Below are 13,087 nucleotides of genomic sequence, written 5' to 3'. Positions count from 1 at the left end.
GCAGTCATTGCGAGGAGAAACTATAAGTTTCGACGAAGTAATCTCAGGAGTTGATCCTACTTTATGAGATTGCCGCGTCGATGCTACGCATCTCCTCGCAATGACGTTAAAAAATTACGACTTTGCTTTTTCTTTATCGTTATTATATTCGTTAATATTTTTATTTAGCTCTTCTAATTTATCCACTAGGTGCTGACGTATTTTTTCTTGCTTCTTGCTGCCTGCTTTTTTATAATCTTCCATTTTTGCTTTTACAGCATCTATAGATTTTTGCAGTTCTTCACCTTTTTTATCTTTCTGATCTTTCACATTCTTTTTTATCTCTGCAACGCTTTGGGCGATCTGATAATAAGTATTGCTTAAGGTCTGATTAAATTTATCGGCTTCCATTTGTGCTAGGTTTGTTAGATTGTCTTTTAATTCCTGTAAGTTTTCGGTAATTGTTTTTGTACTGCTTGTAGCTACTTCTTCAATTTGCACTTCATTTGCTTTTGTGTCATCCTTGGTAGGCAAATCTGCAAAAATACTAGGTATTAATAATAAAGTAGCGGTAGCACCTAATGTTATTAAAATTTTTTTCATTATATTCTCCAATTATTTATGTTTATTATTATTGTTCAACTTTCTTACTTAAATCATCAAGTTTTTTTACAAGAGTTTGTCTATATTCTTCCACTTTATCATCTTTAATTTTCTGATAATCCTGTAACTCTTTCGTTAAATTTTTATATTGCGCTTTTATAGTTTCTAAAGAATGGTCTTTACTATCCTTAGCATATTCCTCTAAATCATTAATTTTGACGGATAATTTATCCTCTACTTCATGACATTTTTTATTAAAATCGACAGTAATAATTTTAGCAGAGTCCTTAAGATTTTTATGTAATTCTTCAAGTGCTGCACTTATAGTTCTTATAAAACCTCTTTATTGAAATAGTTAATAAAAATTAAACTTAAGTATTATATACCGGTATCATAAATAATATAATTATAAAAAGCAATTTTAAAAAGTACATATTGAATATATAGTTATTGTATCAAATAAATTTGAGGGTGTTATGACATTAGAACTAGGAAAAAAAGTTCCTGATTTATCTTTACACATAGGTCAAGATAACGTAATTAAACTATCGGATTTAAAAGGAAAATTCGTAATATTATATTTTTATCCGAAAGACGATACACCTGGATGTACTATTGAAGCACAAGATTTTAACAAGCTAAAACCGGAATTCGATAAACTTAATACGGTAATTATCGGAGTATCCAAAGATAAGCTTGACTCTCATGATAAATTTAAAGAAAAATATAGTTTAGGATTTGATTTAGCCTCTGATGCAAATTCAAATTTATGCGAACAATTAGGGGTATGGATAGAAAAATCAATGTTCGGTAAAAAATATATGGGTATTGATAGAGCTACGTTTTTACTTGATAAAGAAGGCATAGTTAAACATATTTGGCGGTCGGTAAATGCTAAAAATCACGCTCAAGAAGTACTTGAGAAATTACGGACTATGCTTTCTTAAAATGTCATACCGTGGCTCATTTTTTTGTCATTGCGAGGAAATTGCATAACAATTGACGAAGCAATCTCAGGATATTTGACGAGATTGCCACGCAGCCTACGGCTGCTCGCAATGACGTTTCATTTCTTCCATCTATTGTGAAACCAAAACCATTGAGAAGGATTTTGCTTAACCCATTCTCCTAGCATTTGATTAATATTAAGCATAATATTATAGCAATCGGCTTTATTATCGCCGGTTTGCTCAAACTTTAATTGCGGGTGAACTATTACTTTAAAATAACTGCCTTTAGTTCTAATGATTTGGCAAGGTATAATTGGATATTTATACTGCAAAGCAATTTTAGCGATGGCGCTTGCAGTCATAGCAGGATGCCCTAAAAAAGGCACTTCAATTCCATCGTTCATTTTTTGATCAACAAGCATAACAATAGATTCACTCTCCTTGATAGCCCTGACTAAAGCTCTGCTACCTTCAGGACCTTTCGGTATAAGTCTTAATTTATCACCGGCACGACTTTCATTAACCAACTTGTTAACATACGGGTTATTTGCTTTACGATAAATTACGGCAACTTTCGGATAAAATTTATGAAGAATCTTAATACTAATATCCCAATTGGCAAAGTGACCGCTAAATAATAAAAAAGGTTGTCCTTCAAGTTTTTTAATATTTTCTATGCCGATTATTGCGATTCTACGCTCTAACTCAGCTTCATCCATCTTGCTAACATATGTAAATTCACCGATAAACCTACCGAAATTATCCCAAGTTTGATCTATGATTTTTTCAACATCACACATATCGCCGAATACTACTTTAATATTTCGTCTAGCAATTTTATTAACAGCAAATAATATACCGACTTTTCTTGCTATAAAACTACAAATATCCGCTGCTTTATCTACACCGAATATTCCTATTACTTTCAGGAATATAACAACGATAAAATACTCAATTAAATATCTAAGCTTTTTTAAAAATTTTTTCATTTAATAAATCAGGATGGTTTATAGATAATTCTACATCTAGACAGACAATATTATTATTTAAATCATTAAACTTAACATGATCTTTTCTTGTAGTAACTAAGGTAGCATTATGCTCTTTAGCTAATGAATATAAATTTTCTAAATCTGCTTGTAAATAATTATAATGATCAGGAAAAATTTTGTAACCAGTTATATTTAATCCGTAATTTTTTAAAGTCGCAAAGAAACGCTCAGGATTACCGATACCGCTAAAAGCAAAATAATTTTTAGTTTTATCTATATTATTTGAAGGAACTATTTGAGCATTTATTAACTTATTGACATAAGGAGTTAAAATATTCGGTATTTTATCTTGGTGGCTACTGACTAAAAAAATTAAATCAGCTGCATCAAGGGCTTTATTTGGATATTGTCTTAAAGGACCGGCAGGAATTAGAAAACCGTTGCCGAAAAGCCTTTGGCTATCTACTGAGACTATAGTAAAGTCTTTATGAACATAAGGATTTTGTAGGAAATCATCAACTATTATTATATCAGGTTTAAGCTCGTTAATTAACGGCACAATCTCTTTAATATTTTTAGTAGCAATAACTGCTCCGTACTTTGCAAGTATTACCCCCTCATCTCCTACCTCTAATGCTGTATGTCCTTGATGTATGGTAGTTGCACTTTTAAGGTTACTACCATAAGCCTTAGTTACTATTACAAAACTTACATTTCTAGCTTTTAGTAATTTGGCTAGATACATTACTATCTGCGTCTTACCCGTACCTCCTACGCTACAATTACCGACACAAATAACTTTAGCAGGCAACATAATAGGACGTGCTAAACTAGCTCGTAAATAGCCTAAAAATTGATATATCAAGCTTATAGGCAAAAGCAAATAAGCTATAATATTTCGCTTCTGCCAAAATTCAGGATATAAAAGTTTGATCATAGTTTAACATTTACTGTAGTTAAAAATAAAGTCAAACGGATTGATTGCTTTATTATCTAACAGAATTTCAAAATGCAAATGTTCACCCGTTGCATTACCAGTGCTTCCTTGTATACCGATAAATTGACCACGCTTAATTTTATTTCCTTCCTTGACTGACATTTCTTTTAAATGAGCATATTTCGTAACAAATTTGCGTTCATGTTTAATCTCAACAAAATTCCCGTAATCAGGTGCTCTAGAGGCTTTTATAACAATTCCGCTTGCTGCTGCATATATCGGTGCTGCTTTTTTAGCTTGTAAATCAATACCGCTATGGAAACATTTCTTTTTTCTTTTCTTTTTATGAGGACTTGTCCTAGTTCCGTAATGGCTAGTAATTTTCGGCTCATATTCCGGCATCATCAGCGGTATTGTACTAATTATTTTATCAAGCTTGGTTAATTCTGAGATATTATTCCTATGAGTTTGTTTTTTTGCAAAATAGCTAACTTCAGGTTTAGAGAGAAACTTATATTTTGAATTTAGTTTTGTTACAACTGCCTTTATATCAGCTATTTTTATTTCGGCTGCTTTATTAAATTCTGCCGGGTTTTTATTATGTAATTTGTGTAAAAAAATCTTATTTTGTTTAGGGTTATTAATTATTAGACCTAAGTTTTTTGCATATATACATTTGCTATTTTTGTTTATTAAATCATACTGTACTACTAAATCCGCATGGCTGATTTTATATTTTTGCTTTAATTGAGATGAAGTAGTAGCAAGTAACGTAGTATCACTAGATTTTTTAATACTGCTACAACCTTGAACAAGAAAAACTATAAACAGTAAAAAGATATGTTTTTTAAAAGACATTAAAGATAAATGTATGTAAATTTCAAATTAAAAGTACCACTTAAATATTCTGTTAATTTCTCTATTCTCCTCTAATATTTGGAGGGTTAATTAACATTAACCCACACTTTACCATATTTTTATCACTATTTAAAAGCTCATATTCAATAATCATAATTTCTTTAAATCCGATATTTTTGTAATTATGGTAAAAATCACGGACTAAAGATAAATCTTTTATAGGATACCAAATTAAGACAGTATTATTAAGAACTCGTAGCTTAATTTTTTTAAGTGCTTCAAGTAATTTTTGAAACTCATTGTTTACTTCAAAAGGCGGATCAAGAAAAATTAATCCTCTATTCTCTTTAAATGGTAGCAAAGCTTTAATAGCATTATAAGCATCTATATTATGCGTATCATTTGGTAATAGTTTTTTTAAACTTAAATAATCGCTTGGATGAAGTTCGCATGCAATTAAGCGATCATTTGGTCTTAATAATTGTTTAATTATAAAAGGTGAACCTGGGTAGTGACTTTTGCCTGCTATATTTATTATATTTAAAAAAGTTTGTAAGAGCTGAGGAATAGGATCGGTAGCTTGCAGTAATTTATTAATTCCCGTATCGCTTTCTAGAGTTTTAGAAGCCGCCTCCAAGTTTAAATCGTAAAAACCTAGACCAGCAAAAGCAGCTAAAACCGCAAAAGGTTTTTCTTTTTTCTTGAGCTGTTCTAAAATATTAATTAGGACTAAATATTTGACTATATCGGCAAAATTGCCTGCATGATAAATATGACGATAGTTCATTTTAAATTAATCATAAATTTCACTTCTATGACTAACTCGCGCACATGGCTCTATGTCATTCCCGCGAAAGCGGGAATGACATAGAGCATATACTTTATAAATCATATTTCTTTTTTAAGAATTCCGTTGCTTCTGCTGAAGTAAGTAATTTATTATTATTGCTTCTTGCTAAAGCAGTTTCTGCATCTTCTCTATCTTCTTTCAGTTCACGTAAATAATTTTAATGGCTTCTCGTATTAGTTTAGATTTAGGCATCTCGTCTAATTTAACTACAGTAATTATGCATTATATCATAGTATAATTTACTGTGCAATCTTTCGTAAAAGCAGTGTAGATTAATACTATAGCCTTTAATTAGATATTCTTTAAGTAAGTTAGTAACCCATTTTCTGAAAGCGATACCTCTCTTAGAATTTACCCTATATCCTACTGATATTATCATATCTAAATTATAGTATTCTACTTGGTATGTTTTACCATCAGCGGCAGTATGTGCAAATTTTGCACATACTATATTGTCTAGTTTTCTTTCTTTTAGAATTTTATTAATATGTTTTTTAATAACTGTTCTATCTTTGTCAAAAAGTTTAGCATTGCCTAGAAAAAGTTGTTTTATAGTGTAGTTTAGCTTTCCTATGTCATTGCCGCGAAAGCGGGAATGACATCGAGTTTTTTATTTACTATCATTTAGTTAGCAATGCCTTGCTTTAAACATTTTTTATAAGCGTAAGCCATTCTTCTTCATCAATAATTTTAATATTAAGCTCTTTAGCTTTTTTAAGTTTACTGCCTGCATCAACGCCGGCTATAACTAAATCCGTGTTCGATGATACGCCAACTGCAACTTTAGCCCCAAGCTTCTCAGCCGTTGCTTTAGCTTCCGCTCTAGATATCGTCGGTAAACTACCGGTAAATACGACTATCTTGTCCGTTAAACTACTCTGTTCTCTAGTCTCTTTATAATCTTCAATATTTAATATTTCACCAAGTTTTTTGATAAGCTCAATATTTTCTTTAACATCAAAAAAATCAATAATATCTACTAAAATCTTATCACCGATTCCTTCTAAATTGTTTAGTTTTTGATAAATATCAGGCTCATTTGTTCTAAGCAATTCCATTTGAGCTATAAAATTATTATAGCTGCCAAATTCTCTAGCAAGTAATTTAGCATTTTGTTCACCGATATGCCTTATGCCTAATGCATATATAAATCTTGGCAAACTAACGTTTTTTGATTTTTCTATATTTTTAAAAAGATTTTCTACTGATTTTTTACCCCATCCATCCATATTTTCAAGTTTTGCTAAGCTAGAGTCATTTTTTTCTTTTAAAAAGAAAATATCTAAAGGATTATTAATCAATCCCTTATCTATTAAAAACTCAACTTGCTTACGCCCAAGCCCCTCAATATCCATAGCATTTTTCGATACAAAATGACGGATACGCTCATAATTCTGAGCAGGGCAGTTAAGGCCATTATCACAGCGTATAATAATATCTTCAGGCGTATAATGCAACCTAGAATTGCATGATAGACAAAATAAAGGAGTATCAAACGTTGCTGTATCATTAGGACGTTTATCAAAATCAACTCCCATGATTTTAGGAATAACGTCACCAGCACGTTGCAGGAATACATAATCCTTAATCCGCAAATCTTTTCGTGCAATTTCCTGGAAATTATGTAATGTTGCTCTGCTAACAGTTACCCCACCTATTTCTATGGGTTCAAGTTCGGCTACCGGCGTTAACGTACCAGTTCTACCGACCTGTACAGTAATAGAAAGTAACTTTGTTTGTCCTATTATTGCAGGAAATTTATGAGCGGTAGCAAAGCGTGGACTTCGTGCAATAAAGCCCATTCTATTTTGCAGTGCAAAATTATTTAGCTTATATACTACTCCATCAATTTCATAAGGTAAATTTTCTCTGTTTGTTTTGAGATATTCGTAAAAGGCGAAAATTTCTTCTTCAGAACTCGCAAGTTTAGATATTTCATTAATGTTAAAGCCGCATTCTTTTAATTTTGTAAGTAATTGATCTTGTGAAGAAGCGATATTCTGTTCAGTTACCACTCCTGAATATACAAAATATTTGAGTGGTCTTTTAGCCGTAATAGAAGCATCAAGCTGACGAAGTGATCCGGCAGCAGCATTACGAGGATTGGCAAATTTATCCTTGCCCTGCTCTTCTTGTTCTTTATTTAGATTTAAAAAATCTTGTTTTTCAATATAAATTTCCCCTCGTACTTCTAAAAACTCCGGAACATTATCTATTTTATGAGGAAAATTTTTGATTGTTTTAATATTTGCTGTTATATCTTCACCGACATATCCGTCACCTCTTGTAGCTCCCGTTGTAAACACCCCGTTTTTATAAACAGCAGAAAAAGACAAACCATCTATTTTAGGTTCACAAAAGATAGGAGCAAACTCATTAAGGCGTAAGAAATTTTTTATACGGTCTACAAAATCTCTCACATCTTGCTCATCAAAAACATTACTGAGAGATAGCATAGGCACTTGATGCGTAACTTTAGCAAATTTATTTGCTATTTTAGCCCCTACTTTTTTGCTAGGACTATTTTCTAAAATTAAATGAGGAAATTTTTGTTCTAACTTGAGATTGGTATTAAATAGCTGATCATACTCGCTATCAGAAACTAAAGGATTATCTTCTATATAATAAGCATGGTTATACGCTGCTATTTTATCAGCGAGTTCTTCTAGTAATTTTTGTGCTTCCTCTTCAGATATTAAATCAATATTTTGCATTAGTAGTTCATACTTTTATTTTAATTTACAATCAAATCCAATTCCTAAAATTTTTATTTTCTTCAAAATCGCTAATTGCTCGTTTTAGTCTTTCAGCATTTTTAGGACTTTTTAACAAGTATAGTTTCCTCCATAGCATTATGATCTTCAAGCGACATAATAACCACAGGTTTTTGTTTTTGTCTAGTTACAATCACTGAAATGTGATCTGCACAAACTTTTTTCATAACATAACCTACTTAAGTACGTTTACATGTAATAAGGCATGTTTTATAACTAGTCACTTTAAGAATCAAAATCAAAATCTTTACCTAGTTTAATATATGCTCTAATACGGCTCATGAGATTTTGGAAATATGTTAAATTATGCCATGTCATTAGCATAGAGCCAAGTATTTCACCGATTCTAACTAAATGATGTAGATAAGCTTTACTATAGTTTCTACAAGCAGGACATAGGCAATCATGTTCTAGCGGCTTGTTATCATCGGCATATTTGCTATTGTGGATATTTACCGTACCGTATTTCGTAAAAGCCTGACCGTTGCGACCTGAGCGTGTCGGGATTACGCAGTCAAACATATCTATACCCCTGCTAACCGCACCTATAATATCAGCAGGCTTACCGACTCCCATTAAATAACGCGGTTTATTTTGCGGCAGAAAATCAGGAACATAATCAAGTACTTTAAACATAAGCTCCTGCCCCTCACCTACTGCAAGTCCACCTATAGCATAACCCTCAAAATCAAGTTCTACTAGATCCTTAGCCGATTGCTCACGTAATTCTTCGTAAACGCTACCTTGAATAATACCGAATTGTGCATAGCCTTCCCGCTTCACAAAAGCATTACGTGATCTATTCGCCCATCTAGTCGTAAGCTGCATAGAAATTTTAGCTTCTTCAAAGGTTGCAGGGTAAGGCGTACATTCATCAAAAGCCATAGTGATTGTGCTACCGAGCAGATATTGTATTTCGGTAGAACGCTCAGGAGTTAACATATATTTATCGCCGTTAATATGAGAGCTGAAACTTACTCCCTCTTCGGTTATCTTGCGTAACTTCGATAGCGACATTACCTGAAAACCGCCAGAATCGGTTAATATCGGCTTATCCCAATTCATGAATTTATGTAAGCCACCAAGCTGTACTATACGTTCGGCAGTCGGCTGAAGCATTAAGTGGTAAGTATTGCCAAGCAATATATCAGCCCCCGTTTCTGCTACCGATTCAGGTAGCATTGCCTTAACCGTTCCTCTAGTTCCAACTGGCATAAAAGCGGGAGTACGCATCTCACCGTGTGCGGTTACGATAATACCGCTTCTAGCTTTTTTATGCTGATGATGAATATTAAAAGAAAATTTTGACACTGATAATCACTTATTTTTAAAAGCAATATCTTAGCATACTATAGTTTATCCTGGAATATAAAAATTAAGATTAAAAGCAGGTATCACCTAAAACAGATATCACCCAAAAGCAGTTGTTTTATGCTGTAATTTAGCCTTCCGATGTCATTCCCGCGTAATGATAATCTTTTCAACTCTAAATAATTATTGACTTATTTTAATTACTTCTATAGATTACTTTTCTTAAATGATAATTAAACTCTGTCCTTCATAATATAATCTAATTTATAAGAGTTAAAATATGGAAAATAAAGAAGAAGAAACTTTCACCTCTGCGTTAGATGAAGAGGAGGAAAAGCTTTGAAAAGCTCAAAATGCAAGGAAAGAGCTTAAGTTAATATTAATAACATTTGCTATTATTCTCACTAGTTTTTTAACTTTTTGTTATTTCTTTTTTAACTATATAGAAGAAAAAACAGCAGGGTATAAATTACAGCAAGAACAAGAAGCAAAAATAAATAATAACACAAAATGAAATTGTTTAAATACAATGTAACCAAAAGCTATTAAGCTATTTAAAGTTAAAAAATTATTTGTTATTACAATTTTTAAACCTTTGTTTTAATTGTAATCAACTATTATTAATATAAATAAAATAACTTTTATGGACGCTATAAACTCCTGGAAAGAAAAGTTTGAAATTTGTGTTTATGCTAAAAAGCTACTTGATAAACTCGAATATTTAAACACTAAAGTAAAAAATCCTGTTGATATAGAGGAAGTTAAAACAGGTATCTACTACGCTTGTAAATATCATGGTTCACAAATGCGTCAGTCAGGCGATCCGTATTATTCGCACCCGATCGAAGTAGCGATTATGCTTGCAGAATTTGTAGCAGACGAAGCGCCTAAGCTTTTTACTTCTAATATGATAAATGCTGCTCTACTTCACTATACTATTGAGGATACAGAACTTACTGAAAAGATGATCATCAAAATTTTTGGTAAAGAAATAGCAAAACATGTAGAAGGTTTAACTAGAATTAAACCGCACGGACAAATCAGTGTCGAGGAAAGCTTAAACCTATTAATTAAGCAAAAAAGATATGATACCGCACTTATAAAATTATTTGATCGTATTCATAATGTACAAACATTAGCAGCTAAATCACCTGAAAAAGCGAAGCAGATCATTGTGGAAACATTTAAGAAGTTTCTAGTTGTTGCTATAAATTTAGAGTGTTATGAAATTGAAGAAAAGTTTAATGAAATTTGCTATAGGTTTTTATACAAAGATAAATTTTTTTCAACAAAAATAAATATCATTATTCACTATGAATAACCTACTTCTTTTTCCAACTTTTGAAAATGATTTAGACCAAACATACAAATTATAAGTAATGGAACCATCACAACAAACAAACCATATTGACCCCAATATTTGGTTAAATATATAAAAATTCCAAACTAAGTGATTATACACATTAAGGCTCTAGAAACAGCATATATTTTATACTACTGTAAAGCGTTTAAAAACCGGAAAATGCTTAAAAAAGATTGAAACAGCAGGAACAGTATCAAATGAACATATTATCAAACCTATTTGAATTAAAAGAAGCGGGAAAGGTGTAGTTGTACTTTTTAAAAGGTATGGTGCAAATAGAATAAATATAAAGAGTAAAGCTAATTTTACTCTAAGAATTTTTAAAGGATCTATTTTATAACTTAGAAAACATATTAAAGACATACTAGCTAGGTGGAACATTGAAATAATAAAATTATGATGAATAACCTGAGCTGCACTATATCCAAATGCATTTTTTAAAACTTCACCACAAGTAATATAAGTATAGTAGAAAATATGGGCCAAGCACAACTCATTATGAAAAAATATATAGTTGTCTTCTTATTAGGTTTTTGGTAAAAAATCTCATCGTTTTTTAATTCTTTTTTGTCAATATTTGCTTTTTCATATTTTCGTAAAAGTCTAGCACTTGCATCTACAAAATCAGGCTTTTCTCTAAGATGAGCTCTAGCGTAGCCTCTCACAACTGCAATAATTGCACCTATCCAAATGGCAAGACGCCAATTAAATCCTTGAGTAGTAACTAAAGATACTATAGCTAAAGCTACAGTTGTCCCAATTACTGATGCTACGGCGATAAAAGAAACTACGGGATATTGTATAGGTGATTTTGCAGTTAAATAAAGTTCTGCTACTACTATTTCACCTACAGACGCTATACCTTGAATTGCACGGCAAATTGTGATTAATACAGCAGCAAAATAACCTACTTGTTCATAAGTAGGAGCATTTGCCATAATTATACAGGATAAAGCCATTAAGGTAGATAATAACAGTAGATTTTCGCCCTAATTTGTAATCACCTATTCGACCAAAAACATATGCTCCTAGTGGTCTCAATATAAAGGTAGAACAAAAGGTAAAGGCAGAGAGAAGAGAAGCTGCACTCGAATCATATTTAGGAAAGAACAATTCATTTAACAATACTGCTAAATGGACGTACAACATTAAATCAAAATACTCAAGAAAAGTAGCTGTAGATAAAATTCCCGTGGCTTCTTTTTGGTCGCTTGTTAAACTTCTCTGTTCTTTTTCATAGCCTAGCATAAATTCTTTACAAACAATTAAATTGTAAAGAAATTTATACTGTTTTATATAAAAGTCAATAGAAAATCTCGCTTTACACGATAAATAAAAAAAGGAAGTGCAACTTAATATATTTCGTGAATTGATAGAGAAAAGCTATAATATATTGCGATGTTTTTTATAGTTATAATTATATAGATTTAACTGTATTCCCCAGTAAATAGTAACGTTAAAAGCAAGAAACAAACTAACAATTAGTACTTTAAATTTACTTTATTTTATTAGCATGATAGATATGTGATATAATTGAAAGAAAAAATAAATAATATACAGCAATGGTTCATTTTTAGATTGAAAAACAAAATACTGTACTATCATTGGTAGTTATAATTAAATATATTCAAAATATGCTTTTTCAATCACTAAATTTATACTCTATCTTAGTTGCAGGTCTTACAGCTACTGTTATCGTGTTTATGCGTCAATTATATTATTACAAACAGCAAATTATTAATAAGGATTTAAAAATAATACCTGCATATTTTGATAAAAAAATGTTATATAAAATTCTTAATAATAACTGCGATAGATATTCTGCTCTTGAAATGATTAAATCATATTTTAAGTTGAAAACCGCAAGATCGTTATCATATGAAGAACTTGAAAATGATAAGCAATTAAGCGAATTATTTAGAGATTATTTAAACTATTTTATTGATGATTTTATATCAAAATCCGATAAATCAGTTACAGTAAATAAAGTGTTTAGTATACAAGATGAACATAACAATACTCATAAATCATATGCATTTTTAGAGAAAAATAAAATATCGGACAAAACACATCAAATGCTTATATATGTCAAAGTGCCTTATATAATGACCCAAGATGACCAAGAAAGCTTAAACACTTTCATACACTTGGCTAAGATAATGTAGATTGCCCAAAAACAAAATCAGACACTCAAATGACAAATTTAAGATTGAGCTTAACGAGGTCGTATAAGCGAATCTTACAAAATTCGGCATCAAGAGCTTAATATAGAAATTATTCTAGAAATTATTCCGCTTTGCATAAGAAAATAAAATTCCAGACTATCCGAACAATCACAATAATTAGCAATAATTATTAAAACTAAACCTAGAATATTAAAAAAATAGACAAATGGTTTGCCATAAGATTTCTCTTCTTGTTTAATGCTACTTTTTAATAATTCATATATTAGATATTTTAACATTGAATT

General features: G+C 31.0%; 14 protein-coding genes and 3 pseudogenes. 5 read left to right on the top strand and 12 right to left on the bottom strand.

Features of this window, described 5'->3' with window-relative positions; translation table 11 throughout:
* Nucleotides 1–114: 114 nt before the first annotated feature.
* Nucleotides 115–582 carry a hypothetical protein gene (locus RAT170B_RS02745; protein WP_045805563.1) on the bottom strand — a complete coding sequence of 156 codons (468 nt, stop codon included), beginning with the start codon at nt 580–582 and terminating at the stop codon, nt 115–117.
* A 476-nt stretch (nt 583–1,058) separates the two neighbouring features.
* On the opposite strand from RAT170B_RS02745, the gene bcp reads away from it, so the two are divergent.
* Nucleotides 1,059–1,529, top strand: coding sequence for a thioredoxin-dependent thiol peroxidase (bcp, locus tag RAT170B_RS02740; protein ID WP_014014707.1), 471 nt, complete (start codon nt 1,059–1,061; stop codon nt 1,527–1,529).
* A gap of 119 nt (nt 1,530–1,648) precedes the next feature.
* Here the strand turns inward: bcp and RAT170B_RS02735 are convergent, their stop codons facing one another.
* From RAT170B_RS02735 to rlmJ, 4 genes and pseudogenes are all read right to left on the bottom strand, one after another.
* On the bottom strand, nt 1,649–2,521 hold the full coding sequence (locus tag RAT170B_RS02735) for a lipid A biosynthesis lauroyl acyltransferase (RefSeq protein WP_014014708.1): 873 nt from the start codon (nt 2,519–2,521) through the stop codon (nt 1,649–1,651).
* A complete protein-coding gene (lpxK, locus tag RAT170B_RS02730) occupies nt 2,496–3,461 on the bottom strand; it encodes a tetraacyldisaccharide 4'-kinase (RefSeq protein WP_045805562.1) in 966 nt (321 codons plus the stop codon). The genes RAT170B_RS02735 and lpxK overlap by 26 nt, the downstream gene beginning before the upstream one ends.
* A gap of 3 nt (nt 3,462–3,464) precedes the next feature.
* Nucleotides 3,465–4,319 (bottom strand): M23 family metallopeptidase, encoded by an 855-nt coding sequence (locus RAT170B_RS02725; RefSeq protein ID WP_045805561.1) that lies wholly within the window; start codon nt 4,317–4,319, stop codon nt 3,465–3,467.
* Nucleotides 4,319–5,106, bottom strand: a pseudogene (gene rlmJ / locus RAT170B_RS02720) (23S rRNA (adenine(2030)-N(6))-methyltransferase RlmJ). The gene RAT170B_RS02725 and the pseudogene rlmJ overlap by 1 nt, the downstream one beginning before the upstream one ends.
* Before the next feature lie 44 nt (nt 5,107–5,150).
* Between rlmJ and RAT170B_RS10330 the strand changes: the two are divergent.
* Nucleotides 5,151–5,324, top strand: coding sequence for a hypothetical protein (locus RAT170B_RS10330; RefSeq protein WP_172413266.1), 174 nt, complete (start codon nt 5,151–5,153; stop codon nt 5,322–5,324).
* Between the two features lie 47 nt (nt 5,325–5,371).
* Here RAT170B_RS10330 and rhuM read toward each other — a convergent pair whose 3' ends face one another.
* The 4 genes from rhuM to tgt all read right to left on the bottom strand — a co-directional run bounded on the left by rhuM (nt 5,372) and on the right by tgt (nt 9,254).
* Nucleotides 5,372–5,620, bottom strand: coding sequence for a RhuM family protein (rhuM, locus tag RAT170B_RS08415; RefSeq protein WP_082068642.1), 249 nt, complete (start codon nt 5,618–5,620; stop codon nt 5,372–5,374).
* 193 nt (nt 5,621–5,813) lie between these two features.
* Nucleotides 5,814–7,883, bottom strand: a complete 2,070-nt coding sequence (gene ligA / locus RAT170B_RS02715; RefSeq protein WP_045805560.1) for an NAD-dependent DNA ligase LigA — start codon at nt 7,881–7,883, stop codon at nt 5,814–5,816.
* Nucleotides 7,884–7,984: 101 nt separating this feature from the next.
* Nucleotides 7,985–8,110, bottom strand: coding sequence for a type II toxin-antitoxin system Phd/YefM family antitoxin (locus tag RAT170B_RS11230; protein WP_014014713.1), 126 nt, complete (start codon nt 8,108–8,110; stop codon nt 7,985–7,987).
* A 58-nt stretch (nt 8,111–8,168) separates the two neighbouring features.
* A complete protein-coding gene (gene tgt / locus RAT170B_RS02710; RefSeq protein ID WP_045805559.1) occupies nt 8,169–9,254 on the bottom strand; it encodes a tRNA guanosine(34) transglycosylase Tgt in 1,086 nt (361 codons plus the stop codon).
* A gap of 280 nt (nt 9,255–9,534) precedes the next feature.
* On the opposite strand from tgt, the pseudogene RAT170B_RS11225 reads away from it, so the two are divergent.
* Nucleotides 9,535–9,768 (top strand): annotated as a pseudogene (locus RAT170B_RS11225) (hypothetical protein).
* 129 nt (nt 9,769–9,897) lie between these two features.
* Nucleotides 9,898–10,575 (top strand): HD domain-containing protein, encoded by a 678-nt coding sequence (locus RAT170B_RS02705; RefSeq protein ID WP_045805558.1) that lies wholly within the window; start codon nt 9,898–9,900, stop codon nt 10,573–10,575.
* Nucleotides 10,576–11,054: 479 nt separating this feature from the next.
* Here the strand turns inward: RAT170B_RS02705 and RAT170B_RS11220 are convergent, their stop codons facing one another.
* Both RAT170B_RS11220 and RAT170B_RS10325 read right to left on the bottom strand, forming a co-directional pair.
* On the bottom strand, nt 11,055–11,555 hold the full coding sequence (locus tag RAT170B_RS11220) for an MFS transporter (RefSeq protein WP_261368659.1): 501 nt from the start codon (nt 11,553–11,555) through the stop codon (nt 11,055–11,057).
* Nucleotides 11,533–11,865 (bottom strand): hypothetical protein, encoded by a 333-nt coding sequence (locus tag RAT170B_RS10325; RefSeq protein WP_155980690.1) that lies wholly within the window; start codon nt 11,863–11,865, stop codon nt 11,533–11,535. Before RAT170B_RS10325 ends, RAT170B_RS11220 begins: the two co-directional genes overlap by 23 nt.
* A 356-nt stretch (nt 11,866–12,221) precedes the next feature.
* On the opposite strand from RAT170B_RS10325, the gene RAT170B_RS02695 reads away from it, so the two are divergent.
* A complete protein-coding gene (locus tag RAT170B_RS02695) occupies nt 12,222–12,782 on the top strand; it encodes a hypothetical protein (RefSeq protein WP_045805557.1) in 561 nt (186 codons plus the stop codon).
* A 98-nt stretch (nt 12,783–12,880) separates the two neighbouring features.
* Here the strand turns inward: RAT170B_RS02695 and RAT170B_RS02690 are convergent.
* A pseudogene (locus tag RAT170B_RS02690) lies at nt 12,881–13,081 on the bottom strand (hypothetical protein); the annotation flags it as partial.
* Nucleotides 13,082–13,087: the final 6 nt, after the last annotated feature.

The sequence above is a fragment of the Rickettsia argasii T170-B genome (genome assembly GCF_000965185.1).
In the GTDB taxonomy this organism is placed as follows: Bacteria; Pseudomonadota; Alphaproteobacteria; order Rickettsiales; family Rickettsiaceae; genus Rickettsia; species Rickettsia rickettsii.
This window is presented reverse-complemented; position numbering and strand designations above follow the sequence as displayed.

Coding starts and splice junctions, on each gene's coding strand:
- ligA (WP_045805560.1), bottom strand. CDS start 7,883: ATGCAAAATATTGATTTAATATCTGAAGAGGAAGCACAAAAATTACTA.
- RAT170B_RS10325 (WP_155980690.1), bottom strand. CDS start 11,865: ATGCTAGGCTATGAAAAAGAACAGAGAAGTTTAACAAGCGACCAAAAA.
- RAT170B_RS02725 (WP_045805561.1), bottom strand. CDS start 4,319: ATGTCTTTTAAAAAACATATCTTTTTACTGTTTATAGTTTTTCTTGTT.
- RAT170B_RS11230 (WP_014014713.1), bottom strand. CDS start 8,110: ATGAAAAAAGTTTGTGCAGATCACATTTCAGTGATTGTAACTAGACAA.
- RAT170B_RS11220 (WP_261368659.1), bottom strand. CDS start 11,555: ATGGCAAATGCTCCTACTTATGAACAAGTAGGTTATTTTGCTGCTGTA.
- RAT170B_RS02705 (WP_045805558.1), top strand. CDS start 9,898: ATGGACGCTATAAACTCCTGGAAAGAAAAGTTTGAAATTTGTGTTTAT.
- lpxK (WP_045805562.1), bottom strand. CDS start 3,461: ATGATCAAACTTTTATATCCTGAATTTTGGCAGAAGCGAAATATTATA.
- RAT170B_RS02735 (WP_014014708.1), bottom strand. CDS start 2,521: ATGAAAAAATTTTTAAAAAAGCTTAGATATTTAATTGAGTATTTTATC.
- RAT170B_RS02745 (WP_045805563.1), bottom strand. CDS start 582: ATGAAAAAAATTTTAATAACATTAGGTGCTACCGCTACTTTATTATTA.
- RAT170B_RS10330 (WP_172413266.1), top strand. CDS start 5,151: ATGGCTCTATGTCATTCCCGCGAAAGCGGGAATGACATAGAGCATATA.
- bcp (WP_014014707.1), top strand. CDS start 1,059: ATGACATTAGAACTAGGAAAAAAAGTTCCTGATTTATCTTTACACATA.